We start from the raw sequence: 26578 nt of genomic DNA on the forward strand, positions 1-26578 counted from the left end.
GACGTTTGCGTTTTCGAACGCGCCCCGCGCGCTACAGCACGGTGAGCAGCTTCTTGCCGGTGGCGGCGAAGCCGCGGGAGGCGAACTCGCGGGCGACCGCCGCGCGCTCGGCCGTCGGACGGCCGTAGGTGGTGGTGCGCTGCACGGGCACACGCCCGATGCCGCGGATCACCGCCTCCAGGTCGTCGACCGTCTTCTCCGAGCCGTTGTCGGCGCCCGCCATGCGGCTGATGGTCTCCTCCATGAGGGTTCCGCCGAGGTCGTCGGCACCGCCCTGCAGCATCTGCTGCGTGCCGGCGTCGCTCAGCTTCACCCACGAGGTCTGCACATGGTCGATGCGCCCGTGCAGCATCAGGCGCGCCACCGCGTGGATGGCCCGGTTCTCCTGCAGCGTCGGGCCCGGCCGGGCGACGCCCGCCAGGTAGACCGGCGAGTTCATGTGCACGAACGGCAGCAGCACGAACTCCGTGAAGCCGCCCGTCTCGTCCTGGATGCGTGACAGGGTGCGCAGGTGCCCCACCCAGTGCGCGGGGTTGTCGACGTGCCCGTACATCATGGTCGACGACGACCGCAGCCCGACTTCGTGCGCCGTGGTGACGATCTCGATCCACTGCGCAGCGGGAAGCTTGCCCTTCGTGAGCACCCAGCGCACGTCGTCGTCGAGGATCTCGGCAGCGGTTCCCGGAATCGTGTCGAGCCCCGCCGCCTTGGCCTCGAGCAGGAAGTCGCGGAACGACAGCCCCGTGCGGGCCGCCCCGTTCACGATCTCCATCGGTGAAAAGGCGTGCAGGTGGATGTCGGGCTGCCGCTGCTTCACCGTGCGCGCGAGGTCGAAGTACGCCGTGCCGGGGAGGTCGGGGTGGATCCCGCCCTGCATGCAGATCTCGGTCGCCCCGATCGACCAGGCCTCGTCGACGCGGTCGCCCACCTGCTCCATCGACAGCGTGTACGCATCCGCGTCGTTGCGCCGCTGCGCGAACGCGCAGAAGCGGCACCCGGTGTAACAGACGTTGGTGAAGTTGATGTTGCGGTTCACCACGTAGCCCACCTCGTCGCCCACGGTGGCGCGGCGCACGTCGTCGGCCACAGCGGCCAGCGCGTCGAGGTCGGGGCCGTCGGCGCCGAGCAGCGTGAGGTAGTCGGCGTCGGCGAGCCCTGCGGGGTTCTCGGCGGCGCGGGCGAGCGCCGCGCGCACCGCGGGGTCGCCGGAAGCCCGGGTGCGGTTGCCGGGGTTCGCCCCGACTTGCTCGCGCAGCTCCGACCAGTCGCCGTAGACGTCGTCGAAGTCGCTGCGGCGGTCTGCGCTGCGCCCGACGGTGTCGATCTCGGTGTGCAGCTCGGTGCGGCCCGACGACGTCGAACCCCACTCCGGCTCCTGCCACGGCAGACCGCTCGGCACCGTGCCCTCGACGGCGAGCCCGTCGGCGCCCGCGAGCGCGCGCACGTGCGGGATGACCCGTGGGTCGAGCCACGGCTCCTCCGCTCGTACGTAGTGCGGATGCGCGGTGAGGCGCTCGCGTAGCGAGAAGCCCGACTCGGCGGTGAGGCGCGCGAGGTCGTCGATGTGCGGCCACGGCCGCTCGGGGTTCACATGGTCGGGCGTGAGGGGGGAGACACCACCCCAGTCGTCGATGCCGGCACGGATGAGCAGCGACAGTTCCCGCGGATCCGTGAGGTTGGGCGGTGCCTGCAGTCGCGCCTTCGGCCCGAGCACGAGGCGGGCGACGGCGACCGCTGCGACGTACTCCTGGGTCTCGAGGTCGTCGGCACCCATCATGGCGGTGGCCGGCTTCGCCCGGAAGTTCTGCACGATCACCTCCTGGATGTGCCCGTGCCGGCGGGCCGCGGAGCGCAGCGCGAACATGCCGTCGACGCGTTCCTCGTAGTTCTCGCCGATTCCGAGCAGGAGGCCGCTGGTGAACGGCACGTTCGAGCGGCCGGCGTCTTCGATCACCCGCAGGCGCAGCGCCGGGTCTTTATCGGGCGAGCCGAAGTGGGCGTTGCCCTTCTCGCTCCACAGGCGGGTGGCGGTGGTCTCGAGCATCATCCCCATCGACGGCGCGACGGGCTTGAGGCGCTGGATCTCCTCCCACGTCATTACGCCGGGGTTGAGATGGGGGAGGAGCCCGGTCTCCTCGAGCACCCGGATGGCCATGGCGCGTAGGTAGGCGATCGTCGAGTCGTAGCCGTGCGCATCCAGCCACTCGCGGGCGGCGGGCCAGCGGTCTTCGGGGCGGTCGCCGAGCGTGAACAGCGCCTCCTTGCAGCCGAGCGCCGCACCCTGACGGGCGATGTCGAGCACCTCGTCGGGGGAGAGGTAGGGGGCCTTGCCCTGCTTGGCGAGCCCGCCGGGGGTCTCGACGAAGGTGCAGTAGTGGCAGCGGTCGCGACAGAGGTGGGTCAGCGGGATGAACACCTTGCGCGAATAGGTGATGACACCCGGGCGGCCGGCGATCTCGAGCCCGGCATCGCGTACGCGGCTCGCGGCGGTGAGGAGGCGTTCGAGGTCGTCGCCGCGAGCGTGGAGCAGCGTCTCCGCCTCGGTGGCGTTCAGCGCGACACCCTCATCGGCGCGTTTCAGAGCCCGGCGGATGGCCGAGGCGTTCGGGATGAAGCTCTGCACCACGGGCTGCGGCTCGGCGCGGCGGCGGGTGGGTACGGGAAGGTCGGACGGCATGGTGAACCTCGTGGGTCTCGGTGGGTCTCGGTGAGCTCACGCACGAGGATGCTCGTGCGGAGCCGAGGAAAACGGTCGAGAGGGAACGACGAGAAGTGAGCCCAAAGCCAGGCCCGTACACAGAATGCCTCGAGCCTACCCCCTGCATTGGGGCGGCCCCCTCCGGAGCGCTGAGGGATGCTCTGTGTGAGCATGGACACAACACGACAAAAGGGGATTTCACGTGGTCAAGAAAGCAGTGCGCGGCACCTTCGTCGATTTCATCGACGACCCGTGGAAGCATGTCGGCGACGAGCAGGCCGCGGTGCGGTTCCACGTCGACGGACTCCTCGTGACCGAGGACGGCATCATCACCGACTTCGGCGCCTACGACGAGGTGGCACCACGTCACGAGGGTGTGGAGATCACCGAGATCCGCGACCGCATCATCCTCCCCGGCTTCATCGACGGGCACATCCACCTGCCGCAGACTCGCGTGCTCGGCGCGTACGGCGAACAGCTCCTGCCGTGGCTGCAGAAGTGGGTCTTCCCCGAGGAGCACAAGTACTCCGAGCGCGAGTACGCCGAGGAGGGCACCAAGCACTTCTTCGACAACCTGCTCGCCTCCGGCACCACCACCGCGCAGACCTTCACCACGGGCAACCTCACCTGCAACGAGGTGTTCTTCGAAGAGGCGTCGCGGCGCAACATGCGCATGATCGGCGGCCTCACCGGCATCGACACCCACGTGCCCGACTACTTCGCCAACACGCCCGAGCAGTTCTACGACGACTCGAAGACCCTCATCGAGAAATGGCACGGCACCGGCCGCAACCTCTACGCCATCACCCCCCGTTTCGCCTTCGGCGCCTCGGTCGAGCTCATGGCCGCCTGCCAGAGGCTGAAGCAGGAGTTCCCCGATCTGTGGGTGAACACGCACATCTCCGAGAATCCGGCCGAGATCCACGGCGTGCTCGCCCTGCACGACGACTGCACCGACTACCTCGGCGTCTACGAGAAGTTCGACCTCGTCGGCCCCAAGTTCACCGGCGGTCACGGCGTGTGGCTGTCGAACAACGAGTTCCGGCGCTTCAGCGAGAAGGGGGCCGCCGTGGCGTTCTGCCCCTCGTCGAACCTCTACCTCGGTTCCGGTCTCTTCCGCCTCGGCCGCGCCCTCGACCCCGAGCACCGCGTGCTCATCTCGGTGGGCACCGACATGGGCGGCGGCAACCGCTTCAGCCTGCTCAACTCCCTCGAAGACGCCTACAAGGTGGGGATGCTGCAGAACACCATCCTCGACGGCTCCATTGTGCCGAGCGACCAGGACCTCGCCGAGTCGGAGCGCAACAAGCTCTCCTCGCTGCGGGCCTTCTACCTGCTCACCCGCGGCGGCGCCGAGTCGCTCTACATCGACGACAAGGTGGGCACCTTCGACATCGGCAAGGAGGCCGACTTCGTCGCCCTCGACTGGACCGCCGGGCCCCCTGCAGCACCGTGGCACGCCTCGCTGCTGCTCGAGAAGGGCGGGAACGAGCTCTCGCTCGACACGGTCTCCGACCTGCTCTTCGGCATCATGATGGTCGCCGACGAGCGCGCCGTCGACCAGACCTGGGTGATGGGCGAGCTCGCCTACCAGAAGGCGTGACAGCCATGACCGAGACGGCCTCGGGCGTTCCCGCCGGCCTGGCCGGAGAGGCCGTGTCGCTCGTGGTGCGCCGACGACTGGCGGAGGAGAGCTACGCCGCCTACGAGGCGTGGCAGAAGAAGGTGGGCGAGCGCATCGCGCACTGGCCCGGCTTCCTCGACCGGCAGGTCATCGCGCCGAAGCCGCCGCTCCAGGTGGACTGGATCATCGTGCAGCGCTTCCGCGACGTCGAGTCGGCCCGCGGCTGGTTGCAGAGCGCCGAGCGCGCGCAGCTGATGGGCGAGATCAAAGACCGCTTCATCGGCAACGACGACATCCACCTCTTCACGGAGGAGGCGAGGCATCCGTCGGAGGCAGCATCCGTGCTCATCTCGAGCCGCGTGCCGGTCGACGAGGAAGGGGCGTTCCTCGACTGGCAGCGCCAGATCTCGGCGGCGGAATCACGGTTCGACGGCTTCCTCGGGCACAAGATCGAGCGGCCCGTCCCCGGCGTGCAGGATGACTGGGTGGTGGTGCTGAGCTTCGATACCGAGGCGCACCTGAACGCCTGGATCGACTCGCCCGAGCGCAAGGAGCTGCTCGAGGAGGGCAAGGCCTACAACGAGCAGCTCACGCTGACGAAGGCGAGCTACGGCTTCGGGTTCTGGACGGGCAGCCGCACCTCGCTCCCCGACCCGGTATTCAAGAGCAACCTCATCGTGCTGCTGATGCTGTACCCCGTCGTCTTCCTCTGGGGCTACTTCATCGCCGACCCGCTGCTCATCGGCAACGGCATGCCGTTCTGGCTGGCCCTGTTCATCGGCAACCTGGTGTCGACGCAGCTGCTCGGCTGGCTGCTGGTGCCGTGGGCGTTCAAGCTGTTCGGCTGGTGGATCAAGCGCGACCGTGCACCCCGCGTGCACTTCGCCGGCTACGCCATCATCGTGGCGCTGTACGCGGTGTCGATGGCGGTGTACGCATGGCTGATCTCGCTCGGGCCGGTGCCGTACGGGGGTGCCGGAGGCTGAGCTCGCCGGGCCGGCGCCGGCTGCGGCGTCAGCGCGCGCGGGCGGCGTCGAGCGCGTCGCCCGCGAGGGTCGCACTCGTGTCGGTGTCGCTCATCCACAGCGGAACCGCCAGGGTGCGGATGCCCGAGCCCTCGAGCACCGGCACGACCGCCGCGTCGCTCGTGTCGACGAGCCACGTGTCGAGGATGCCGCCCCGGCTGCGCGCCCCGTAGTGCTTCGCCACGGCGGCGGCCGTGGTCTCCACGCCGATCGCCGTGAGGCAGGCGTCGGCCATGCCGCGCACGGCGGCACCCGAGATGATGGGCGAGACACCCACGATGGGTGCGCGTGCCCCGCGGAGCGCCTCCCGCATCCCGGGCACCCCGAGGATGGTGCCGATCGACACCACCGGGTTCGACGGGGCGACGAGCACCACGTCGGCGTGCTCGATCGCGTGCAGCACCTGCGGTGTCGGCTTCGCCTTGTCGACCCCGACCTGGATGAAGCGCTGCGCCGGAACCGTCGCCCGGTACTTCACCCACCACTCCTCGAAGTGAACGATGCGCCGCTTTCCGTCGACGAGGATGTCGACGTGCGTCTCGGCGGGCTGATCGCTCATCGGCAGCAGCCGCACGCCCGGGTTCCAGCGCTCGCAGAGGCGGGCGGTCGCCTCGGTGAGGGTGAGGCCGTCGCGGAGGAAGCTCGAGCGGGCGATGTGGGTGCCGAGGTCGAGGTCGCCGAGGGTGAACCAGGGCCAGCCGATGCCATAGGCGGTGAGCTCGGCGGCGACCCGCTCGGTCTCGTCGGCGCGGCCCCAGCCGCGCACCTCGTCGTTGCCGCCGCCGAGGGCGTACATGATCGAGTCGAGGTCGGGGCACACCCGCAGGCCCGTGAGCCACATGTCGTCGCCCGTGTTCACCACGGCGGTGATCTCGGCGGTCGACCCGCCGTCGCCGTTCGGGAAGCGCCTCCGCAGCTCGGTGCGCAGCCCCTTCAGGAACTTCGCACCCCCGACACCGCCCGCGAGAACCGTCACCTTCACGGCATTCATTCAACAGCATCCGGATGCGCGCCGGGCGTGGTTAGGCTTGTCGCGTGAGAGGTCTGAGGGTTCGTGAACGGCGCGCCGGCGCCTCTTCGCGCCGGGCGAGACGGGGCGCGGCGATGGTGCTGGCTGCGGCAGCCGCGGCGCTGCTCACGGGCTGCAGCACGACGACGGAGCTGCCCGAGCCGACCATGGCGTCGAGCCAGGCGCTCGAGACCTACGGTGGGGTTGCCGCCGCGATCACCGGAGCGCTCACCGAGGCCTTCCCGTCGGTGGCCGTGACGCGGGCCGACGATCGTGGCCCGCGCATCGAGTCGACGAGCGGGGAGGGCTGCGTCGTCGTGGTCGGGCCCGCCGAAGCCCGCCCCTCGCTCGTGCAAACGGCCGGCGGTTGGGACGAGCTGCTCGCCGTGCTCGGCCCCACGCTCGAGGCGAACGGCTTCGCGCCCGTCGACGGCGAACGCCAGCTCGACGGTGGTGTGACGGGCATCAGCACCCTCGACTCCTCCGGCGCCCGCTTCGAACTCGTCGACACCGATCGCACCGACTTCACCCTCCGCATCCGCGTCACCGACCCGCAGTGCTGACCCGTCCGGTGCCGCCGGTGTCGATTCCACCTGAACGACGGATGCGCGTCCCGCGACCGCTGCTGAGCGCCCCCGCTGCTGGCCGAGGTGGTCGACGCACACGTTCATCCGCGCGACGGATGCGGGTGTCGACGGCCGCTCGTAGCATCGACTGCATGAACCGACTGAAGCGACTCCTGCACGGTGACTCGCGCGACCCGCGCGTCGCGCTGGAACAGATCGTCGGCACGAAGGCCGACCCGAACTCGGCAGCTCCGCAGCCCGAGGCCATCGCCTGGGGCGCCCGCGTGCTCGCCGAGCACCAGGTCGACCCCGCCGCCTCACCGGTGCGGGCCGTGGCGGCCCTCCGCGCCTCCGAACCCCACCTCGACCTCCGCCCCGCCGTCTACCTCGTCGACCACCTCGCCGCCCGTCCCGTCTGACCCGCGGCGGGAGGAATCCTGGGGTTGACCCTCACGGAGCGGGAGGGGTGAGGGTGGGGGTATGAGTGAGATGTTCGAGGCGTTCGAGGTGAGTCCGGTGCCGGTGCCCGGAGACGGAGCGATGGCACCGGAGCTGTTCCGGGGGATCTACGGCATGCCCGCGTTCGTGACGATCCCGTCGGGTGACCTGGCGGCATCCGTCGAGTTCTGGACGCGCGGGCTCGGATTCTTCGAGCTGTTCGGGGTGCCGGGCCGGCTCGTGCACCTGCGGCGGTGGATGTTCCAGGACGTGCTGCTGGTGCCGGGGTCGCCGGGCGACACGGTGCCGTCGATGAGTGCCAGTTTCGCGTGCGTGCTGAACGAGCTCGACACGATCGCGGAGCGCTGCCGTGAGGTCGGAACCGGCACGGTGGGCGAGCCGCACGACACGCCGTGGAACACCAGGGACGTCGAGGTCGTCACCCCCGAGAACGTGCGCGTGGTGTTCACGGCGGGCAAGCAGTTCGACCCGGGCAGCGCCGCGGCGCGGAACCTCGAGGAGATGGGCATCGAACCTTCGCGGACCGGTGGACCGAACGACGGTGACCATGCCTGACGACACCGAACTCACGGTCGGCGCCACGGCGGCGGTGCTCGGCCTCACCGTGCGCACCCTCCACCACTGGGACGAGATCGGCATCGCCCGGCCCACCTCCCGCTCGGCGGCGGGCTACCGCCTCTACACGGAGGCCGACCTCGAGCGGCTGCGCCGCATCGTGGTCTACCGCGAGCTCGGCCTCGGCCTCGACGAGGTGCGTGCCGTGCTCGACGACCCCGCGACCGACGTGGTGAGCGCCCTGCGCGCCCAGCGGGCGCAGCTGGCCGAGCGCGTCGAGCGTCTCACCGCGCTGGGCGGCGAGCTCGACACGATGATCACGGCGCACGAGCGTGGCATCGTGCTGAGCGACGAGGAGCAGACAGCGGCCTTCGGCCCCGGCTGGAACCCGAGCTGGCCCGCCGAGGCACGGGAGCGCTGGGGCGACTCGGCTGAGTGGCAGCAGTATGCCGAGCGCTCGGCCGGGCGCGCACCGGGCGACTGGAAAGCGGTCGCCGACGCGAGTGCTGCCGCGGAACGAGCCCTCGCCGAGGCGATGGCGGCGGGCGTCGAGCCGGGCAGTCCGGAGGCGGACGAGCTGGTCGAACGTCACCGCGCGGCGTTCTCGGCGTACTTCCCGATCTCCCGCAGCAAGCACGTGGTGCTCGGGCGCCTGTACGAGGGGGATCCCGCCTTCGCCGCTCACTACGACGGGCTGCGCCCCGGCCTCGCGGCCTGGCTCCGCCGCAGCATCGACGCGAGCGCGCGCTCGCATGGCATCGACCCCGAGACCGCCGAATGGGAGTGACCCGCGGGCATCACGCCCGGGCCGCACCCGCCAGCAGCCCCGCGATGCGGTCGAAGTCGTCGCGCACGTTGCCGGCGGTCACCCGCAGGTGCTGTTCGGGCTCCGGCGAGAACGACGACGAGAACGTCGACCCCGAGGCCACCCGGATACCCCCGGCGGCCAGGGCGACCGATGCCGCCTTCTCGTCCGCGACGGGAACCCAGGTGTTGATGCCGTCGGAGGGGAAGTGCCCGATGCCGTGCCGCACCAGGGCCTCCGAGAGCCGGCGCTGCCTGGCCTGGTAGATGCGCCGGGCATCGTGAACCGTGTTGAGCGACGGGCTCGCGGTGAGCAGCTCGTAGAGGATGGTCTGCAGCATCCGCGAGGTCCAACCCGGCCCGAGCATCCGCCTCGCCACGATCCGATCGAGCAGCTGGTCGGGCCCGCCGAGCGCGGCGATGCGGAGGTCGGGCCCGTGCGACTTCGCGAAGCTCCGCACGTGCAGCGTGCGCTGGGGGAGCCAGCTGCCGACGCTGAACGCGGGCGCGCTCGAGATCTCTCCCGAATGGTCGTCTTCGATCACCACGGGGTCGCCGAGGTGCGAGTGGCTCTTGAGCACCCGGGCGATGTCGCGCACGCGCTCCTCGGTCATCGAGATGCCGGTCGGGTTGTGGGCGCGCGGTTGCAGGATGATCGCCACCGGATGCGACGCCAGCGCGTTCGCCAGGCGGTCGGGCCGCAGCCCCTCCGCATCGATGTCGACGGGCAGCCGCTCCACGCCGAAGTGGTCGAGCAGGTCGAGGAAGGGCGGGAAGCCCGGATTCTCCACCACGACCCGGTCGCCGAACCGCACGAGGCTCTCGAGCGACCGCGACACGGCATCAAGCGCCCCGTCGACGATGGTGATCGCGGGGACGGGGTAGGGCCATGACGCCCGCAGGTGGCGTTCGAGCTCGGGCAGCACGGGCGAGCTGAGGTAGCTCGCCGTGTCGGCGCGGGTGGGTAACGAGCGGAACGCCGCGCTGAGGTCGGGGAGGAGCTCGGGGTCGGGCGTGCCGGTCGAGAGGTCGAGCCGTGCCTCCACGTGCGAGCCGGCCAGCTCGCCGAAGTGCGGCGGCATCCAGGCGGTGGAGGCCTGCAGCACGAAGCTGCCGGCGCGCCCGCGCGAGGTGATGAGCCCGACGCCCGCGAGGGCCTGCCAGGCGTTGCTCACCGTGGCCGGGCTCACCCCGAGCTCGCTCGCGACCACGCGCACCGTGGGCAGGCGCTCCCCGGCGGCGAGCTCACCGGAACGGATGAGACGAGAGATGGCGGCAGCGATGCCGTCGGGCGTGCGGTGTTCCACCGCATCGACGATCTGGACGAGCATCCGGCCCCGATTCCGTGGTTCGGCTAGCGCATGGACGACTGCTTGACAACTCTTGACATATTTACGCCTGCGTCACATGGTGAAACACACGAGAAATGTTCAAGCCGAATAATAACAAAAGACCGGAAGGATCCTCGATGACAACAGTACGCGCGGCGATCACCCAGGCCAGCTGGACGGGCGACAAGGAATCGATGATCGCCAAGCACGAGCAGTTCGCCCGTGACGCGGCAGCCGACGGCGCCCAGGTCATCTGCTTCCAGGAACTGTTCTACGGGCCCTACTTCGGCATCACGCAGGACAAGAAGTACTACGCCTACGCGGAGGCCGCAGACGGCCCGATCGTGCAGCGCTTCGCCGCCCTGGCGAAGGAGCTGAACCTCGTGATGGTGCTCCCCATCTACGAGGAGGACCAGCCGGGCATCTACTACAACACGGCGGTCGTGGTGGATGCCGATGGCACCATCCTCGGGAAGTACCGCAAGCACCACATCCCGCACGTCGACCGCTTCTGGGAGAAGTTCTACTTCCGCCCGGGCAATCTCGGCTTCCCGGTGTTCGACACCGCGGTCGGCCGCATCGGCGTGTACATCTGCTACGACCGCCACTTCCCGGAGGGCTGGCGCGAGCTCGGGCTGAACGGCGCGGAGATCGTCTTCAACCCCAACGCCACGAAGCCCGGCCTGTCGAACCGCCTCTGGGAGCTCGAGCAGCCTGCGGCGGCCGCAGCCAACGGCTACTTCGTCGCCGCGCCCAACCGGGTCGGCCGCGAGGACAACGAGTACGGCGACCTCGCCGTCACCTTCTACGGCACCAGCCAGTTCGCCGACCCGCAGGGCAACATCGTCGGCGGCTACGCCTCGGGCGATGCGGAGGACCTCGTCATCCGCGACCTCGATCTCGACATGATCCGTGCGGTGCGAGACGATTGGCAGTTCTACCGCGACCGCCGTCCGGAGGCCTACACGAGCATCCCGAAACCCTGACCCCGAGCCGAGCAACGGAGCTGACCATGACCAAGACCCTCATCACCGGTGGCACCGTCGTGAACGCCACCGGCACCGCCCAGGCCGACGTGCTGCTCGACGGCGACACCATCGCCGCGGTTCTCGCGCCCGGCTCGACGCTGCTCGGCTTCGACGTCGCCGGCCATGTCGACGAGGTCGTCGACGCCACCGGCAAGTACGTCATCCCGGGCGGCATCGACGCCCACACGCACATGCAGATGCCGTTCGGCGGCACCGAGGCGAGCGACACCTTCGAGACCGGCACCCGCGCCGCGGCGCACGGCGGCACGACGAGCATCATCGACTTCGTCGTGCAGTACGCGGGCGAGAACATCCTCGACCAGTACAACCTCTGGCACGAGAAGGCGGCGGGCAACTGCGCCGTCGACTACGGCTTCCACCAGATCCTCTCCGACGTGCAAGACAGCTCGCTCACGGCGATGGACGAGCTCATCAACGAGGGCGTCACGAGCTTCAAGCTGTTCATGGCCTACAAGGGTGTGTTCCTCAGCGACGACGGTCAGATCGTGAAGGCGATGCAGCGCGCCTCCGACAACGGGTCGCTCATCATGATGCACGCCGAGAACGGCTCGGTCATCGACCTGCTGGTGCAGCAGCACCTGGAGCGCGGCGAGACCTCCCCGTACTACCACGGCGTCTCGCGCCCGTGGCAGGCCGAGGAGGAGGCCACGCACCGTGCCATCATGCTCGCGAACCTCACCGGCGCCCCGCTCTACATCGTCCACGTCTCGGCCAAGCAGGCGGTGGAGCAGATCGCCGCGGCCCGCGACAACGGCCAGAACGTGTTCGCCGAGACCTGCCCGCAGTACCTGTATCTCTCGCTCGAAGACCAGTTGGGCGCCTCGAGCGAGGAATGGGGTGACTTCGAGGGCGCCAAGTGGGTGTGCTCCACCCCGCTGCGCTCGAAGCACGAGGGCCACCAGCACCACATGTGGCAGGGCCTCCGCACGAACGACCTGCAGGTGATCTCGACCGACCACTGCCCGTTCTGCATGAAGGGCCAGAAAGACATGGGCCTCGGCAACTTCGCCAAGATCCCGAACGGCATCGGTTCGGTGGAGCACCGTATGGACCTCATCTACCAGGGCGTCGTGATGGGCGAGATCTCACTGCCGCGCTGGGTCGAGCTGACCAGCACGACGCCGGCGCGGATGTTCGGGGTCTACGGCAAGAAGGGTGTCATCCAGCCCGGTGCCGACGCCGATGTGGTGATCTACGACCCGAACGGCCACACCTCGATCGGCCTCGGCAAGACGCACCACATGAACATGGACTACTCGGCCTGGGAGGGCTTCGAGATCGACGGCCACGTCGACACCGTGTTCTCCCGCGGTCGCAAGATCGTCGACGACGACAGCTACCTCGGCCGCAAGGGTGACGGCGCGTACTTCAAGCGCGGCCTCAGCCAGTACCTCATCTGACCCGCACTCCACAGACAGGAACCACCATGGAATTCGGCGCGGTCGTTCAGACCAATCCCCCCGCAGCCCGCACCGTGGGGCTCGCGAAGCTCAGCGAGCAGTACGGCTTCGACTACTTCTGGACCTTCGACTCCCACCTGCTCTGGCAGGAGCCATACGTCATCTACAGCCAGATCCTCGCCGAGACGCACAAGATCAAGGTCGGCCCGATGGTCACCAACCCGGCGACCCGGGACTGGACGGTCACCGCATCCGTCTACGCCACCCTCAACGAGATGTACGGCAACCGCACGGTGTGCGGCATCGGCCGCGGCGACTCGGCGGTGCGGGTCACCAACGGGGCGCCCACGACGCTGAAGGCGCTGCGCGAGTCGATCCACGTCATCCGCGAACTCGCGTCGAGCCGGGCGGTGGAGTACAACGGTGCGACGCTGCAGTTCCCGTGGAGCCACGGCTCCGAGCTCGAGATGTGGGTGGCCGCCTACGGCCCGCTCGCGCTGAAGCTCACCGGCGAGGTCGGCGACGGCTTCATCCTGCAGTGCGGCGACGTCGACATCGCGAAGTGGATGATCGAGACCGTGCGCACCGCCGCCTCGAACGCCGGGCGCGACCCCCTGGCGATCAAGTTCTGCATCGCGGCTCCCATGTACATCGGCACCGATTGGGAGCACATGCGCGATCAGTGCCGCTGGTTCGGCGGCATGGTGGGCAACCACGTCGCCGACATCGTGGCGAAGTACGGAACGGACGGCGCCGTTCCGCAGGCGCTCACCGACTACATCGCCGGCCGAGAGGGCTACGACTACAACCAGCACGGGCAGGCCGGCAACACCCACGCCGCCTTCGTGCCCGACGAGATCGTCGATCGGTTCTGCGTGCTCGGTACCGCGAAGGACCACATCGAGAAGCTCGAGCAGTACCGCGAGATCGGCTGCACCCAGTTCGCCGGATACCTGCAGCACGACAACAAGGAGGAGACCCTCCGCGTGTACGGCGAGACCGTGATGCCCGCGCTCCGCGAGCACATCACCGCGAAAGCCTGAGCCCGGATGCGTAAAGTCCTCCTCGGCGCCGGCGGCATCGTGCTGCTCGTCGTGGTCTGGGAACTCTACAAAGCGCTCGGGCCCGCCACCGGGGTGATGGTCGGCGATCTCACGATCCTGCCCCGCACCACCGACCTCGCCATGCCCCACGTCTGGGACATGGTGGCCAGGCTGTTCGAGATGAGCGGTAACGGGCGCAGGGCCATGCCGGTCTGGCTCGCCGTGGGGCAGGCCGCCGTGTTCACCCTCGGGGTGGCCGCGGTCGGGTGGGTCGTCGGCGTCGTGGTGGGCCTCCTGCTCGCCGTGCTGATGCAGCGGTTCCGCACGGCGGAGTCGGCGGTGCTGCCGTGGATCATCCTCAGCCAGACTGTTCCGCTCATCGCCATCGCCCCCTTGGTGCGGCGCTGGGGAGCGCAGCTGCAGTTCGGTGACTTCACCTGGGAGAACTGGATGTCGGTCGCCGTCATCGCGAGCTACCTCGCCTTCTTCCCGGTGTCGATCGGGGCGCTCCGCGGGCTCAACTCGCCCGATCGAATCCACGTCGAGCTGTTCCGCAGCTACGGCATCGGCTGGTGGCGCACCCTCGTCACGCTGCGCTTTCCGGCGAGTGTCCCGTACCTGCTGCCGGCCCTCCGACTCGCCGCCGCGAACGCCGTGATCGGCACCGTCGTGGCGGAGGTCTCCATCGGGCTCCGCGGCGGCATCGGCCGCATGATCATCGAGTTCGCCCAGCAGGCCTCCGGCGACCCCGCCAAGACCTGGGCGCCGATCTTCGGCGCCATCGCCGTGGGCCTCGTGGCCGCCGGTTTCATCGCCCTGCTCGGAGTGCTGCTCCGCCGCTACCGTCGAGGAGAAGTGCCCGCATGAGCGACGCCACCCCCGCATCCGTTCCCGCCGCTGCCGCCGCATCGGGGCCAGCGGCCGCTGCCGCATCCGTGCCCGCCGTGAAGGTCGTGGGCGTCGACAAGGTGTTCGTGCCGAAGAAGAAGTCGAAGCCGAGCGTCACGGCGCTGCAGGCGGTCGACCTCACCGTCGCCCCCGGCGAGTTCGTCTCCCTCATCGGCCCGTCGGGCTGCGGCAAGTCGACCCTGCTGCGTCTCATCGCCGACCTCGACAGCCCGTCGACCGGAACCGTCGAGGTGTTCGGCAAGACGGCCCGACAGGCGAGGATCGACCAGGAGTACGGCATCGCCTTCCAGCAGGCGGGCCTGCTGCCCTGGCGCACCGTCACCGGTAACATCGAACTGCCGCTGGAGCTCCACGGGGTCTCGTCGGCGGCCCGCAAGGCCCGCTCTGCCGAACTGCTCGCCCTCGTCGGCCTCGCCGACTTCGCCGAGAGCTACCCCGACCAGCTCTCGGGTGGCATGCAGCAGCGCGTGGCGATCGCCAGGGCGCTCGCCGAGAGCCCGCGCCTGCTGCTCATGGACGAGCCGTTCGGAGCCCTCGACGAGATGACGCGCGAACGGATGCAGACCGAGCTCGTGCGCATCTGCGGCGAGACCGGTGCCGCCGTCGTGTTCGTCACGCACTCCATCCCCGAGGCCGTGTTCTTGTCGAACCGCGTCGTCGTGATGTCGCCGCGCCCCGGTCGCATCCGTGACATCCTCACCGTGTCGCTCGGCTCGGCGGGGGAGCGCGGTGACGAACTGCGCGAGAACGAGGGCTTCTTCGAGAACGTCAGCAAGGTGCGGGAGCTGCTGCACGGGGAGACACCGGTCGGCATCAAGGGGGTCGAGAACCGATGAGGGCCGAGGCGCAGCCGTTCCGCACGGTGCTGGCACCCGTGGTGCTCGGCATCGTGGCGCTGACGCTGTGGCAGCTCATCGTCGTCGCCTTCGACATCAAGCCGTTCATCGTGCCAGGCCCGGTCGCGATCGGCGCCGAGTTCGGCGACAACATCGCCACGGTCGCCCAGGGCGCCTTCGTCACGGGGGGCAACGCCCTCGTGGGGCTCGTCGTGGGCGGCGTCGTGGGCATCCTGTTCGCCGTGCTGGCCGCCCTGGTGCGCGTGGTCGACGAGTTGAGCGCCGCGATCGTCTCGGCCGTCGCCGTGGTGCCCATCGTGGCGCTCGCCCCCGTGCTCTACAACATGTTCGGTGCGGGTGCCGAGACGGCGAGGCAGCTCGTCGCGGCGATCGCTGTGTTCATCCCCGTCTACATCAACACCCTGCGCGGCCTCCGCCAGGTACGGCCGGTGCACCGCGACCTGATGCGTGTGTACGCGGCGTCGTCGTGGCAGATGACCCGCACGGTCACCGTGCCGGGCGCCCTGCCGTTCATCTTCACCGGGCTGCGCATCGCGTCGAGCCTCGCCGTCATCTCAGCACTCATCGCCGAGTACTTCGGCGGGCCGGTCGGCGGCCTCGGCAAGTCGATCACCTCGGCCGCCGCCTCGTCGAACTACAACCTCGCCTGGGCCTACGTGCTCGGCGCCATCCTCGTGGGGCTCGTGTTCTACTGCGTCACGCTCGCCGTCGAGAAGTTCGCCACCCGGCACTACAGCCCCAGCACCTAGACCCGCACCGCGCCCCCGGCCCGCCCACGCGCCCGGCCGGAGGCATCCGACAGCATCACCGACCGTTCCGCACCACACGCCGCAGCACACAAGGAGGAACACATGAAACACAGCACCCGTCTCATCTCAGGGGTCGGCGCTCTCGCCGTCACCGCCCTCGCGCTCGCGGGCTGCTCGAGCGGAGGCTCGGGCACCTCGACCAGCGCCGCCGACGGCGACGCCGGCGAGCTCACCCCCGTCTCGCTGCAGCTGCAGTGGTACTCGCAGGCGCAGTTCGCCGGGTACTACGCCGCTCTCGAGCAGGGCTACTACGAAGACGAGGGCCTCGACGTCACCATCCTCGAAGGCGCCGCCGACATCGTGCCGATCGACGTGCTGACGGGCGGCGACGCCGACTTCGCCATCTCCTGGGTGCCCAAGGTGCTCGGCTCCATCGAGCAGGGCGCCGCGGTCACCGACATCGCCCAGATCTTCGAGCGCTCGGGCACCACGCAGGTCTCGTTCAAGGACGAAGACATCACCACCGCCGCCGACCTGGCAGGCAAGTCCGTGGGCAGCTGGGGCTACGGCAACGAATGGGAGCTGTTCGCCGGGATGGCGAAGGCCGGTGTCACCCTCGACAAGATCTCGCTCGTGCAGCAGGCCTTCGACATGAGCGGCTTCCTCGCCGGAGACATCCAGGCGGCGCAGGCGATGACCTACAACGAGTACGCCCAGGTTCTCGAGACCGTCAACCCGGCAACAGGTGAGCTCTACCAGCCCGATGAGCTCAACCTCATCGACTGGAACAAAGAGGGCACCGCGATGCTGCAAGACGCCATCTGGGCCGACAGCGACCGCCTCGCCGACGACGCCGACTACGCCGACACCGCGGTGAAGTTCATCAAGGCCTCCATCAAGGGCTGGGCCTACGCCCGCGACAACGCGGCAGAGGCCGCGGCGATCGTCACCGATTCCGGCTCGCAGCTCGGGGAGAGCCACCAGCTCTGGATGACCAACGAGGTCAACAAGCTCATCTGGCCGAGCACCTCGGGCGTCGGCACGATCAACCAGGACCAGTGGGACCAGACCGTGAAGATCGCGATGGACACCCCGAATGAGACCGGAGCCACGGTCATCACCTCCGAGCCGCCGGCGACCGCCTACAGCAACGAGTACGTCGAGAAGGCGCTCGCGGAGTTGAAGGATGAGGGAGTGGACGTCATGGGGGCGGACTTCGAGCCGATCACGGTTGAGTTGAAGGAGGGCGGGAACTAGGTTCTCGCGGCGGTGATGCGGGGGGCGGATCCTCGTCCTCAGCCTAAGGGTTGAGCGGAGCTCAAAGGCGGCTGAGGCCGAGAATCCGCCCCCCGCATCACCTCGAGTAGCAAGCGGCACCACACAGAACGGCTAGAAGAATGAGTGTTGAAGAAGAAGGTACGGAGAAGCAGCGGCTGACGCGGGAGTTGGATCAGGCGCATGTGTTTCATTCGTGGTCGGCGCAGGGGGCGTTGAACCCGATGGTGATCGCCGGAGGGCTCGGCGCGACCGTGTGGGACTTCGAGGGGAGGGAGTACCTCGACTTCTCGTCGCAGCTGGTGAACACCAACATCGGGCATCAGCATCCGGCGGTGGTCGCCGCGATCAAGGAGCAGGCCGACGTGCTGACGACGGTCGCCCCGGCCCACGCGAACCTCACGCGGGGGAAGGCTGCTCAGAAGATCCTCGAGAAGGCGGGCAGCTCGTTCTCGAAGGTGTTCTTCACCAACGGCGGCGCCGACGCCAACGAGAACGCCATCAGGATGGCGCGGCTGCACACCGGTCGCGACAAGGTGCTCTCGACCTACCGCTCCTACCACGGCAACACCGGGGCGGCTGTCGTCGCCACCGGCGACTGGCGTCGGGTGCCGAACGAGTACTCGCGCGGGCACGTGCACTTCTTCGGGCCGTTCTCCTACCGCTCCGAGTTCTGGGCGGAGAGCCCAGAGCAGGAGAGCGAGCGCGCGCTGCACCACCTGCGCCGGGTGATCCAGGCCGAGGGGCCCGCCTCCATCGCCGCCATCCTCCTCGAGACCGTCCCGGGCACCGCGGGCGTCATCGTGCCCCCGCCCGGCTACCTCGCCGGGGTGCGGGCGCTCGCCGACGAGTACGGCATCGTGCTCATCTTCGACGAGGTGATGGCCGGGTTCGGCCGCACCGGCGGCTGGTTCGCCTTCCAGTCGCTCGCCGAGGACGGCGTCGTCGTGCAGCCCGACCTCATCACCTTCGCCAAGGGCGTGAACTCCGGCTACGTGCCGGCCGGCGGGGTCATCATCTCCCCGTCCATCGCCGAGCAGTTCGACGACGCCGTCTTCCCCGGCGGCCTCACCTACTCCGGCCACCCACTCGCCATGGCCGCCATCGTGGGCACGATCGACGCCATGGAGGCGGAGGGCATCGTCGCGAACGCCGAGCGCATCGGGCGCGAGAAGCTCGCCCCTGGCCTCGCCGCGCTCGCCGGGAAGTACGAGCTCATCGGCGAGGTGCGCGGGCTCGGGGTGTTCTGGGCGCTCGACCTGGTCACCGATCGCGAGACCCGCGAGCCGGTTCCCGCATCCGTCGTCGGAGCGCTGAAGTCGGCGCTGCTCGAGCGCGGGCTGCTGCCGTTCTTCGCCGACAACCGGCTGCACGTGGTGCCGCCCTGCGTCGTCACCGACGACGAGGTCGACCGCGCGCTGGCGATCTACGACGAGGCGTTCGCCTCGCTCGCCTCGTAGTCGGGGAGGGGTGGGGTGCCCGCCCAGGCGGCGTGCGCCCACCCCTCGGCCCGGCCGCTGCCCCGAGTCGTGACCCTGCGGTGGCCGTCACGGGCCACGGCGACGACCGTGGCGGCGATTCCGGATGCGGCGAGTGCGCCGAGGAGGACGAGAACAGTGATCATCGGGGTTCCTTTCATGAGGGTCGAGGGCGTTCCGGCGGGGGTGGGCCGGCGGTGCGGTGGTGCTGGTCGGTAAGGCTCACGGTGGCAGCATCCGCTCTGTAGATCAATCGCAGAGTTCTTCGCCTTCGGTGTAGCATCGCTTCATGGATGTGAGACGGCTCGAGCTGCTGCGCGAACTCGCCGAGCGGGGGAGCATCACCGAGGTCGCCAAGGCGACCCACCGCACCCCGTCGGCGGTGTCGCAGCAGCTGCGCGTGCTCGAGCGCGAGGCCGGTCTGCCGCTCACCGAGAAGTCGGGGCGCGGCATCGTGCTCACCGACGCCGGCCGGGCCCTGGCGAGGAGCGCCACCGACGTGGCCGTGGCCATCGAGCACGCGAACGCGCTCTGGGACGAATTCCGCAACGACCCGACGGGAGAGGTGTCGCTGGCCTCGTTCCCGACCGGCGGGCAGATGCTCCTGCCCGGGGTGCTGCACCGGCTCGACGAGGTGGGCGGGCTCACGCTGCACTGCTCCGACCGCGACCTCGAGAGCGACGACTTCCCCTCCATCACCGCCGACTTCGACATCGTGCTGGCCCATACGCCCACCCCGGCCGCCACCAATTGGGCCAGCCGCGAGGTGGTGATGGTGAAGCTCATGACCGAGCCGCTCGACATCGCCCTGCCGCCCGGGCACCCGCTCGCGGCGAAAGACCTGCTCGACCCCGAAGACCTCATCGGTGAGCGCTGGATCGGGGTTCCCTGGGGGTACCCGTTCGAGCGCACCATCCACGAGATCTCGGCGGCGGCCGGCGCCCCCATGAACATCGTGCAGCGCTTCGGCGACACCCGCGTGACCGAGGCCTTCGTGGCCGCGGGGCTCGGCATCGCCATCCTGCCCTGCTACACGGCCGGCGGCGCCTATCGCAGCGAGATCGTGCTGCGGAACCTGCGCGGCGTGGTCGCCGAGCGGCACATCTTCGCCCTCATGCGCCCCGACCGCGCCGAGCGGCTCGCGGTGCGCACCGTCATCGACGCGCTGCGGGCGGAGGCGGCTGCGGTCGTCGCGGCGAACGCCCACCGCAACCCACCCGCCGCGGCGCCCGCCGACCCACCCCGAGCGACGCCGACCCCCTCGGGCGACGGTAGGATCTCGTAGTGAGCACATTCAAGAAGACCCCTTACACGGTCAACGTGCGCGACCTCCTCCACAAGCCGGGGGAGATGCGCGAGCACTCCTTCGACATCCCGGTCACCGAGAAGCTCGGCGAGGGCCTCATCGCCGTGAAGGCGGGTGAGGAGCTGCATGTCGAGCTCCGGCTCGAGTCGGTGCACGAGGGCATCCTGGTGACCGCCGAGGTCGAGGCGGAGGCCGACGGCGAGTGCGGTCGGTGCCTCCGGGAGATCCGTCAGCCTGTCGAAGTCGAATTCCAGGAGCTTTTCGCGTATTCTTCTGACGAAGCTTTCGATCACGAGGTTCACGACGACCATGTCGATCTCGAACCTCTGATCAGGGACTCGGTGGTGCTGTCACTGCCGTTCCAGCCGGTGTGCACGCCGGATTGCCCGGGCCTCGACCCCGTGACGGGGGAGAGACTGGCCGATCATCCGGTAGCCCCTGTTGCCCAGCCGATCGATCCGAGATGGTCGGCGCTGGCCGGCCTGCGCGGGTCGGAAGGCGGCGGGGCCGAGCAGGCGGAGGCTTCCGAAGACACGGACACCGAAGGCAACTAGCCCGGGTGTCGAAACCGCCGGTGTGGCGCGAGAGCGCGGCACCGACAGAAGAGAAGAGAGATAGTCATGGCTGTTCCGAAGCGGAAGAAGTCACGTTCCAACACCCACGCGCGTCGTTCGCAGTGGAAGGCCGAGGTCCCCACCCTCGTCAAGACCGTCGAGAACGGCAAGACCACCTACAGCCTTCCCCACCGCGCGAAGGTCGTCGAAGACTCCGCCGGCACCCCGCTCTTCATGGAGTACAAGGGCCGTAAGGTCGCCGACGTCTAAAGCCGGTTCGAAAGGTGCGGCCCATGTCTTCTGACGCTGAAGGAGACCGGTCGCACCTTTTGGCGACCCTGCAGATCGAGCTCTCGCCCGAGCTGCTCGACCTCGCACTCACCCACCGGTCGTACGCCTACGAGCACGGCAACGTGCCCACCAACGAGCGACTCGAGTTCCTCGGCGACTCCATCCTCGGCCAGGCCGTCACGGTGATGCTCTACACCACCTACACGAGCCTCGACGAGGGCGAGCTGGCCAAGCGCCGTGCCGCACTCGTGAGCACGGTGGCGCTCGCCGAGATCGCCCGCACGGTCGGGCTCGGTGGTTACCTCAAGCTCGGCCGGGGAGAAGAGCTCACCGGGGGTCGGGACAAGGCCTCCATCCTCGCCGACACCGTCGAGGCGATCATCGGCGCCACCTACCTCGACCAGGGGCCCGAGGTCGCCACCGCACTGGTGCTGCGGCTCGTGATGCCCCTCGCCGACGACCCGGGTCGTTTCGGCATCTCGATGGACCCGAAGACCGCCCTGCAGGAGCGCGCGGCGCAGCGCGGGTACCAGTCGCCGGTCTACGCGATGCAGGAGTCGGGCCCCGACCACCAGAAGAGCTTCCGGGCGACGGTGTCGTTGACACCCGCAGCAGGCTCGGCCGGTGCCGCCGCCGCCCGGCGCCGCGGCGTCGTGGCGGCCGAGGGCGCCGGGTCGAGCAAGAAGCAGGCCGAGATGGCCGCGGCTGCGTCGGCGTTCCTCCTGCTCGGCGACGGCTGAGGCCCGGCGTGCCCGAGCTCCCCGAGGTTGAGGTGGTCAGGGCGGGCCTCGAGCCCGCCGTCACCGGCGCCGTCATCGGCGCCGTCGAGGTGTTCGACCGCCGGTCGCTGAAGCGCCACAGCCCCGTCGAGGGCGACTTCGAGGCGCTCCTCGGCGGAGAACGGATGCTCGCTGCCGTGCGCCGCGGCAAGTTCCTGTGGTTCCCGCTCTCGTCAGGGCGGGCGCTCGTCACGCACCTCGGCATGAGCGGGCAGGTGCTGCTGCGCACACCGGGCGTCGAAGAAGACGGCCTGCTCCGCATCCGGCTCGGCATCGAGCATCCGGTGCACGGCGAGTTCTGGGTGAACTTCGTCGACCAGCGCATCTTCGGCTCGATGGCCGTCGACCGGATGCTGCCGACACCCGACGGCGCCCCCGGCGGTTTCGCGGGGGCGGCCGGTGCGCTCGCCGCCGACTCCGCCGCCGACTCCGCCGACTCGACCTCTGACTCCGGCGGGGCGCTCGACTGGCTGGCGACGGTGCCGTCGCAGGTGGCGCACATCGCGCGCGATCCGCTCGACCCCGCGTTCGACGACCGCGCGTTCCTCGCGGCCCTCGCCCGCAAGCGCACCGGCATCAAGCGCGCGCTGCTCGACCAGACCCTCGTGAGCGGCATCGGCAACATCTACGCCGACGAATCGCTCTGGGCGGCGCGTGTGCACTACGAGCATCCCGCCGACCGGCTGCCGCGGGCCAGGGCTCGGCAGCTTCTCGCCGAAGTGCGGCTGGTGCTCGAGCGGGCCCTCGCCGAGGGCGGCACGAGCTTCGACGCGCAGTACGTGAACGTGAACGGCGCCTCGGGCTACTTCTCGCACAGCCTCAACGTCTACGGCCGCCAGGGCAAGCCCTGCCCGCGCTGCGGCACCCTCATCGTGCGCGAGTCGTTCATGAACCGCGGCTCGCACTTCTGCCCCCGCTGTCAGCGCCGGGCGCGGGTGCCGGCGGCCGGCTGACACGCCCCGCCCCACTTTCTTGCGGACAAAGTCCGTCCGAATGTGCGTTCCGACGGACTTTGTCCGCACGAAAGTGGCGGGGCGGCGAGTGGCGGGGGGCTACGCGGGGTCGGCGACCGGGTACTTGACGTGGGCGGCGATGTGGCCGAGGAGAGCGGCGATCAGCGTAATGAGGGCCGCGCCGGCGACACCCCACGCGATGCCGAGGAGAAGCAGCAGGGCACCGACGCCGGCACCCGCGGCGATCAGCACGATGGCCGCCGCGCGACGGAACCACGGCTGACCCTTCCCGCCCGCCAGTCGCGAGTCGGCGGCGAAGCCCGTGATGGTGGAGGTGACCACCACCGTGGTCACGTCCTTCACCGCGATGTGGCGGGCGGTGGCGGCCTGGAGACCCATCGCGGCGGCGAGGAAGAAGGTGATCAGCAGCTCCCACGGCTGCGGCGGCTTGCCCTGGGTGATGAACAGCGTCACCGTCAACGCGGTCAGCACGATCCCCACCACGAGGAAGAGCCACGTGGTGCGGGTGGTCCAGCCTGCCTTCACCGGGCGCAGCACCCGGCCACCGATGACGGCGCCGAACATGAATGCGAACAGGGCGAGCAGCGGGCCGACCCAGGGGAGATCGTCGGCGCCGGCGAGGGCCATGCCCAGGATGACGACGTTGCCGGTCATGTTGCCCGCGAACACCTTGTCGAGACCCAGGTACCCCACCGCGTCGACCACTCCGGTCGAGAAGGTGAGCGCGAGCATGAGCGCGAGGTGGAGGTTGTCGCGCTTGGCGCGGAGTTTCGTGAGCACGAGCTGTCCCGTCGAGTGAGCTGAGTCGATGAGGTGATAGGGCTAGAGCCTCGCGCGTGCACGTTTCGGGCTTGTAACAGATTCGGGCCGTCCGCGCCCACGGGGCGTTGACACGGTAGCCCGGCGACGGTGCACGGGGCAAACGGGCGTTACCCTCGGGAGCATGTCGATGACAGCTGCCCTCCAGCCCGGCGCGGGAGAGATCCGCGCCACCGAGTACCTCGCCGCGACCCGCGATCACGTCGTCTGGGGCCGGCTGCCCTGCGCCGCCGACCGGCCCGTCCTCGAGATCGACCCGGGCACCGAGGTGACCATCGACACCATCAGCCACGAGGGACTGCTCGAAGACCAGGGTCGCGACCCGCGCGCCTTCTTCGCCGCCCAGGGCGTCGACAGCTCGTTCGTGCTCGACGACGCGATCGCGCTGGCCGGCTCCGACTATCCGCGCACGCCCGCCGACGGACCGCACGTCGTGACCGGGCCGATCGGCATCCGTGGGGCCCGGCCGGGCGACCTGCTCAAGATGACCGTCGTCGAGACCACCCCCCGCGTGCCCTACGGCGTCATCTCGAACCGGCACGGCAAGGGCGCCCTGGTGGGGGAGCTACCGGCGGCCGAGGCGAACGTGAGCATCTTCGCCGAGCTGCAGCACACGCTCGACGGGCTCCAGGTCGGGGCGCTGCCGCTCGTTCCCGGCGGCGAGCCGCTGGTGCGGTTCCCGCTGCGGCCGTTCCTCGGCATCATGGGCGTGGCGGTGGCAGGTGACGTGCGGCCGCACTCGGTGCCGCCGGGGGCGCACGGTGGCAACATCGACATCAACCTGCTCACGGTCGGCTCGTCGCTCTACCTGCCCGTGCAAGTGCCCGGGGCGCTCGCCTACGTGGGCGACCCGCACTTCGCACAGGGCGACGGGGAGGTGGCGCTCACGGCGATGGAGGCGTCGCTGCGCGTGACCGTGCGGTTCGACCTGGTTCCGCAGGATGAAGCAGTCGCCTCGTTCGGCGAACTGGTGGGGCCGATGGCCGAGACGAGCGAGTTCCTCGTGCCGACGGGCATGGACGAAGACCTCGACGTCGCCGTGCAGAACTGCGTGCGAGCCGCCCTCGCACTGCTCGAGGCACGCTACGGCATGGACCGCGCCCTCGCCTACGCCTACCTCAGCGCCGCCACCGACTTCGACATCTCGCAGGTCGTCGACATCGTGAAAGGCGTGCACGCGCGGGTGCGGGTCGCCGACTTCGCCGGTGTCGCAGCGGGGGTGAAGCACCGTGGTTGAGGGCTGGGTCGACGACTTCGAGGCGCAGTTCGCCGACGACGCGGATGCGCGAGCGGTGCGGGCGGGGATGGGCCCCGACGGCGAGGTCGTCGACGAGGAGGCCGGCGCCGACGTCGTGCGCGAACCCGTCTTCGCCGCCGGTGACGATGCCCCCGAGGGCGTGACCTCGATCGACGGTGTGCTCGACGACGAGACGCTCGACGAGCTGCTCCGGGCCCTTCGCGGGTACGAGGCGGCCCTCATGGCGAACGACCTCGACGCGCTCGACCGCTTCTTCGCTCCCGGCCCCGCCACGCTCCGCGGCGACACGGCGGCCCTGCTCGTGGGTCACGATCGCATCAGCGCGTTCCGTGGGCTGCGCGGGGGCGTTCCCCCGCGCAGCCTCACCGAGGTGCACCTGCGGGTGGTCGCCGGGTCGAACCCGCTCTCCGTGCTCGTGGTATCGGTCAGCGTGCCCGCGAAAGGCGGCTCGGGTTTGCAGACGCAGCTCTGGACCCGCCTCGACACCGGGTGGGCGATCTCGGCGGCCCACGTGCACGCTGCGGCGCCCGCGGTCGACGGCCGCATCTGGCGCGTGGCGGGAGCGCCGCTCGTTCCGCCGGCAGGCAGCGGCCCGCTCGACGGCATGACCGTGGCGGTGAAAGACCTGTTCGCGGTGCGCGGGTTCGCGATCGGTGCCGGGGTACCCGAGTATCTCGCGACGGCGCCGTTCGAGAACGACGATGCGGATGCGGTGGCTGCTCTGCGCGCATCCGGAGCGTCGGTGGTGGGCATCGCCCAGACCGACGAGTTCGCCTACAGCGTCGCCGGCCGCAACGTGCACTCGGGCACCACGCCGAACCCGGCCGTGCCGGGAGCGATCGGCGGGGGTTCGTCGAGCGGACCGGCGTCGGCGGTCGCCCTCGGGCAGGCGACGATCGGGCTCGGCACCGACACGGGCGGGTCGATCAGGGTGCCGGCGTCGTATCAGGGGCTGTGGGGCATCCGTACGACCCACGGGTCGGTGTCGGCGCGCGGACTGCTGCCCCTCGCGCCGACGTTCGACACGGTCGGGTGGCTGACCCGCACGCCCGAGGTGCTGCGGGCGGCGGCGGTGGCGACGTTCGGAGCCGGTGCCGGGGCCGCGGCCGGCGCCGGGGCCGGCGGCTCGGCCGCGCTCGAGTCGGGCTTCGTCGTGTGCGCCGACCTCGTGGCGGGCTGCACGCCCGAGGTGCAGGAGGCGTTCGACCACGTCACCGACGAGCTCGTGTTCGGGCTCGTCGACCAGGTCGACCTCGGTGATCTCGACGCCGTGTTCGCGGCTTTCCGCACCGTGCAGGGCGCCGAGGCCTGGCGTCAGCACGGGGCGTGGATCTCCGAGCATCCGGGGGCCCTCGGCCCCGACATCGCCGAGCGCTTCGAGACCGGGTCGCGCGTGACGGCCGCGGAGGAGGACGCGGCCCGCGCCCTCCTCGCCGAGGCCCGCCACCGCTTCGACGAGGTGCTCGCCGGCCGCGTGCTGCTCCTGCCCTCGGCGTCGTCGTCGGCGCCCGCGCTCGACGCCTCGGCCGAGGTGATCGCCTCGGTGCGGGCCGCCACCCTGCGCATGACCTCGGTGGCGGGCGCAGGCGGGTACCCCGCCGTCTCGGCCCCCCTGCTGCGGGTGCCGGCCCCGGGCGGCACCGCCCCCGTCGGCCTCTGCTTCATCGGCCCCCGCGGCACCGACCTCCCCCTCCTCGACCTCGCCACATCCGTCGCCACGCATCTCACCCCCTGACCAACGGGCGGAGGCGCATCCGAAACACTCC

26 protein-coding genes are annotated in these 26578 nt (G+C 69.9%); 21 read left to right on the plus strand and 5 right to left on the minus strand.

Annotated elements, in window-relative coordinates:
* Positions 1-31: 31 nt before the first annotated feature.
* Complete coding sequence (locus ABFY20_RS06950) at positions 32-2677, minus strand: bifunctional FO biosynthesis protein CofGH (RefSeq protein ID WP_368499212.1); 2646 nt, start codon at positions 2675-2677, stop codon at positions 32-34.
* 223 nt (positions 2678-2900) lie between these two features.
* On the opposite strand from ABFY20_RS06950, the gene guaD reads away from it, so the two are divergent.
* Positions 2901-4301 carry a guanine deaminase gene (guaD, locus tag ABFY20_RS06955; protein WP_368499213.1) on the plus strand — a complete coding sequence of 467 codons (1401 nt, stop codon included), beginning with the start codon at positions 2901-2903 and terminating at the stop codon, positions 4299-4301.
* A gap of 5 nt (positions 4302-4306) precedes the next feature.
* Entirely contained in the window at positions 4307-5308 is a 1002-nt protein-coding gene (locus ABFY20_RS06960; protein WP_368499214.1) for a hypothetical protein, read from the plus strand.
* Between the two features lie 28 nt (positions 5309-5336).
* Here the strand turns inward: ABFY20_RS06960 and cofD are convergent, their stop codons facing one another.
* Entirely contained in the window at positions 5337-6338 is a 1002-nt protein-coding gene (gene cofD, locus ABFY20_RS06965; protein ID WP_368499215.1) for a 2-phospho-L-lactate transferase, read from the minus strand.
* Positions 6339-6382: 44 nt separating this feature from the next.
* Between cofD and ABFY20_RS06970 the strand changes: the two genes are divergently transcribed.
* From ABFY20_RS06970 to ABFY20_RS06985, 4 genes are all read left to right on the plus strand, one after another.
* On the plus strand, positions 6383-6919 hold the full coding sequence (locus ABFY20_RS06970) for a hypothetical protein (RefSeq protein ID WP_368499216.1): 537 nt from the start codon (positions 6383-6385) through the stop codon (positions 6917-6919).
* A 155-nt stretch (positions 6920-7074) separates the two neighbouring features.
* Complete coding sequence (locus ABFY20_RS06975) at positions 7075-7341, plus strand: hypothetical protein (RefSeq protein WP_368499217.1); 267 nt, start codon at positions 7075-7077, stop codon at positions 7339-7341.
* Positions 7342-7402: 61 nt separating this feature from the next.
* Positions 7403-7936, plus strand: coding sequence for a VOC family protein (locus ABFY20_RS06980; RefSeq protein WP_368499218.1), 534 nt, complete (start codon positions 7403-7405; stop codon positions 7934-7936).
* A complete protein-coding gene (locus tag ABFY20_RS06985; protein WP_368499219.1) occupies positions 7929-8723 on the plus strand; it encodes a MerR family transcriptional regulator in 795 nt (264 codons plus the stop codon). Before ABFY20_RS06980 ends, ABFY20_RS06985 begins: the two co-directional genes overlap by 8 nt.
* A 10-nt stretch (positions 8724-8733) precedes the next feature.
* Here ABFY20_RS06985 and ABFY20_RS06990 read toward each other — a convergent pair whose 3' ends face one another.
* Complete coding sequence (locus ABFY20_RS06990) at positions 8734-10071, minus strand: aminotransferase class I/II-fold pyridoxal phosphate-dependent enzyme (RefSeq protein ID WP_368499220.1); 1338 nt, start codon at positions 10069-10071, stop codon at positions 8734-8736.
* A gap of 137 nt (positions 10072-10208) precedes the next feature.
* On the opposite strand from ABFY20_RS06990, the gene ABFY20_RS06995 reads away from it, so the two are divergent.
* The 8 genes from ABFY20_RS06995 (at position 10209) to ABFY20_RS07030 (ending at position 18813) form a co-directional block, all read left to right on the plus strand.
* The gene (locus ABFY20_RS06995) at positions 10209-11057 is read left to right on the plus strand and encodes a nitrilase-related carbon-nitrogen hydrolase (protein WP_368499221.1); all 849 of its coding nucleotides are present in this window, start codon (positions 10209-10211) and stop codon (positions 11055-11057) included.
* A 26-nt stretch (positions 11058-11083) separates the two neighbouring features.
* Positions 11084-12520, plus strand: coding sequence for a dihydropyrimidinase (gene hydA, locus ABFY20_RS07000; RefSeq protein ID WP_368499222.1), 1437 nt, complete (start codon positions 11084-11086; stop codon positions 12518-12520).
* A 26-nt stretch (positions 12521-12546) separates the two neighbouring features.
* Positions 12547-13563, plus strand: coding sequence for a TIGR03842 family LLM class F420-dependent oxidoreductase (locus ABFY20_RS07005; protein ID WP_368499223.1), 1017 nt, complete (start codon positions 12547-12549; stop codon positions 13561-13563).
* Between the two features lie 6 nt (positions 13564-13569).
* The gene (locus tag ABFY20_RS07010; RefSeq protein ID WP_368499224.1) at positions 13570-14430 is read left to right on the plus strand and encodes an ABC transporter permease; all 861 of its coding nucleotides are present in this window, start codon (positions 13570-13572) and stop codon (positions 14428-14430) included.
* Entirely contained in the window at positions 14427-15308 is an 882-nt protein-coding gene (locus ABFY20_RS07015; protein WP_368499225.1) for an ABC transporter ATP-binding protein, read from the plus strand. Before ABFY20_RS07010 ends, ABFY20_RS07015 begins: the two co-directional genes overlap by 4 nt.
* A complete protein-coding gene (locus tag ABFY20_RS07020) occupies positions 15305-16078 on the plus strand; it encodes an ABC transporter permease (RefSeq protein WP_368499226.1) in 774 nt (257 codons plus the stop codon). Before ABFY20_RS07015 ends, ABFY20_RS07020 begins: the two co-directional genes overlap by 4 nt.
* Positions 16079-16180: 102 nt before the next feature.
* Positions 16181-17335 carry an ABC transporter substrate-binding protein gene (locus tag ABFY20_RS07025; RefSeq protein ID WP_368499227.1) on the plus strand — a complete coding sequence of 385 codons (1155 nt, stop codon included), beginning with the start codon at positions 16181-16183 and terminating at the stop codon, positions 17333-17335.
* Between the two features lie 140 nt (positions 17336-17475).
* Positions 17476-18813 (plus strand): aspartate aminotransferase family protein, encoded by a 1338-nt coding sequence (locus tag ABFY20_RS07030; RefSeq protein ID WP_368499228.1) that lies wholly within the window; start codon positions 17476-17478, stop codon positions 18811-18813.
* Here ABFY20_RS07030 and ABFY20_RS07035 read toward each other — a convergent pair.
* A complete protein-coding gene (locus tag ABFY20_RS07035; RefSeq protein WP_368499229.1) occupies positions 18780-18977 on the minus strand; it encodes a hypothetical protein in 198 nt (65 codons plus the stop codon). The genes ABFY20_RS07030 and ABFY20_RS07035 overlap by 34 nt on opposite strands.
* A gap of 143 nt (positions 18978-19120) precedes the next feature.
* On the opposite strand from ABFY20_RS07035, the gene ABFY20_RS07040 reads away from it, so the two are divergent.
* The 5 genes from ABFY20_RS07040 (at position 19121) to ABFY20_RS07060 (ending at position 22714) form a co-directional block, all read left to right on the plus strand.
* Entirely contained in the window at positions 19121-20116 is a 996-nt protein-coding gene (locus tag ABFY20_RS07040; protein ID WP_368499230.1) for a LysR family transcriptional regulator, read from the plus strand.
* A gap of 65 nt (positions 20117-20181) precedes the next feature.
* Complete coding sequence (locus ABFY20_RS07045; protein ID WP_368499745.1) at positions 20182-20691, plus strand: DUF177 domain-containing protein; 510 nt, start codon at positions 20182-20184, stop codon at positions 20689-20691.
* 66 nt (positions 20692-20757) lie between these two features.
* Positions 20758-20961 (plus strand): 50S ribosomal protein L32, encoded by a 204-nt coding sequence (gene rpmF, locus ABFY20_RS07050; protein ID WP_368499231.1) that lies wholly within the window; start codon positions 20758-20760, stop codon positions 20959-20961.
* A 23-nt stretch (positions 20962-20984) separates the two neighbouring features.
* Positions 20985-21722: a ribonuclease III gene (gene rnc, locus ABFY20_RS07055; RefSeq protein ID WP_368499232.1), complete on the plus strand. Its 738-nt coding sequence runs from the start codon at positions 20985-20987 to the stop codon at positions 21720-21722.
* Between the two features lie 8 nt (positions 21723-21730).
* Positions 21731-22714, plus strand: a complete 984-nt coding sequence (locus ABFY20_RS07060) for an Fpg/Nei family DNA glycosylase (RefSeq protein WP_368499233.1) — start codon at positions 21731-21733, stop codon at positions 22712-22714.
* A 99-nt stretch (positions 22715-22813) separates the two neighbouring features.
* Here the strand turns inward: ABFY20_RS07060 and ABFY20_RS07065 are convergent, their stop codons facing one another.
* Positions 22814-23515, minus strand: a complete 702-nt coding sequence (locus ABFY20_RS07065; RefSeq protein ID WP_368499234.1) for a YoaK family protein — start codon at positions 23513-23515, stop codon at positions 22814-22816.
* 163 nt (positions 23516-23678) lie between these two features.
* Here ABFY20_RS07065 and ABFY20_RS07070 point away from each other — a divergent pair, with 163 nt between their 5' ends.
* Both ABFY20_RS07070 and ABFY20_RS07075 read left to right on the plus strand, forming a co-directional pair.
* Complete coding sequence (locus ABFY20_RS07070; RefSeq protein WP_368499235.1) at positions 23679-24791, plus strand: acetamidase/formamidase family protein; 1113 nt, start codon at positions 23679-23681, stop codon at positions 24789-24791.
* Entirely contained in the window at positions 24784-26547 is a 1764-nt protein-coding gene (locus tag ABFY20_RS07075) for an AtzH-like domain-containing protein (RefSeq protein WP_368499236.1), read from the plus strand. The genes ABFY20_RS07070 and ABFY20_RS07075 overlap by 8 nt, the downstream gene beginning before the upstream one ends.
* Positions 26548-26578: the final 31 nt, after the last annotated feature.

It is taken from the genome of Herbiconiux sp. A18JL235 (assembly GCF_040939305.1).
Taxonomy (GTDB): domain Bacteria; phylum Actinomycetota; class Actinomycetes; order Actinomycetales; family Microbacteriaceae; genus Herbiconiux.

Excerpts from the sequence above, each read along its gene's own strand:
- ABFY20_RS07040 (WP_368499230.1), top strand. The coding sequence starts at position 19,121 with ATGGATGTGAGACGGCTCGAGCTGCTGCGCGAACTCGCCGAGCGGGGG.
- ABFY20_RS07005 (WP_368499223.1), top strand. The coding sequence starts at position 12,547 with ATGGAATTCGGCGCGGTCGTTCAGACCAATCCCCCCGCAGCCCGCACC.
- ABFY20_RS07010 (WP_368499224.1), top strand. The coding sequence starts at position 13,570 with ATGCGTAAAGTCCTCCTCGGCGCCGGCGGCATCGTGCTGCTCGTCGTG.
- ABFY20_RS07030 (WP_368499228.1), top strand. The coding sequence starts at position 17,476 with ATGAGTGTTGAAGAAGAAGGTACGGAGAAGCAGCGGCTGACGCGGGAG.
- ABFY20_RS06990 (WP_368499220.1), bottom strand. The coding sequence starts at position 10,071 with ATGCTCGTCCAGATCGTCGATGCGGTGGAACACCGCACGCCCGACGGC.
- rnc (WP_368499232.1), top strand. The coding sequence starts at position 20,985 with ATGTCTTCTGACGCTGAAGGAGACCGGTCGCACCTTTTGGCGACCCTG.
- ABFY20_RS07035 (WP_368499229.1), bottom strand. The coding sequence starts at position 18,977 with ATGATCACTGTTCTCGTCCTCCTCGGCGCACTCGCCGCATCCGGAATC.
- ABFY20_RS06960 (WP_368499214.1), top strand. The coding sequence starts at position 4,307 with ATGACCGAGACGGCCTCGGGCGTTCCCGCCGGCCTGGCCGGAGAGGCC.
- ABFY20_RS06995 (WP_368499221.1), top strand. The coding sequence starts at position 10,209 with ATGACAACAGTACGCGCGGCGATCACCCAGGCCAGCTGGACGGGCGAC.
- ABFY20_RS07025 (WP_368499227.1), top strand. The coding sequence starts at position 16,181 with ATGAAACACAGCACCCGTCTCATCTCAGGGGTCGGCGCTCTCGCCGTC.
- ABFY20_RS06985 (WP_368499219.1), top strand. The coding sequence starts at position 7,929 with ATGCCTGACGACACCGAACTCACGGTCGGCGCCACGGCGGCGGTGCTC.
- ABFY20_RS07015 (WP_368499225.1), top strand. The coding sequence starts at position 14,427 with ATGAGCGACGCCACCCCCGCATCCGTTCCCGCCGCTGCCGCCGCATCG.
- ABFY20_RS06950 (WP_368499212.1), bottom strand. The coding sequence starts at position 2,677 with ATGCCGTCCGACCTTCCCGTACCCACCCGCCGCCGCGCCGAGCCGCAG.
- ABFY20_RS07045 (WP_368499745.1), top strand. The coding sequence starts at position 20,182 with ATGCGCGAGCACTCCTTCGACATCCCGGTCACCGAGAAGCTCGGCGAG.
- ABFY20_RS06980 (WP_368499218.1), top strand. The coding sequence starts at position 7,403 with ATGAGTGAGATGTTCGAGGCGTTCGAGGTGAGTCCGGTGCCGGTGCCC.
- hydA (WP_368499222.1), top strand. The coding sequence starts at position 11,084 with ATGACCAAGACCCTCATCACCGGTGGCACCGTCGTGAACGCCACCGGC.
- ABFY20_RS07020 (WP_368499226.1), top strand. The coding sequence starts at position 15,305 with ATGAGGGCCGAGGCGCAGCCGTTCCGCACGGTGCTGGCACCCGTGGTG.
- ABFY20_RS07070 (WP_368499235.1), top strand. The coding sequence starts at position 23,679 with ATGTCGATGACAGCTGCCCTCCAGCCCGGCGCGGGAGAGATCCGCGCC.
- ABFY20_RS06975 (WP_368499217.1), top strand. The coding sequence starts at position 7,075 with ATGAACCGACTGAAGCGACTCCTGCACGGTGACTCGCGCGACCCGCGC.
- rpmF (WP_368499231.1), top strand. The coding sequence starts at position 20,758 with ATGGCTGTTCCGAAGCGGAAGAAGTCACGTTCCAACACCCACGCGCGT.
- cofD (WP_368499215.1), bottom strand. The coding sequence starts at position 6,338 with ATGAATGCCGTGAAGGTGACGGTTCTCGCGGGCGGTGTCGGGGGTGCG.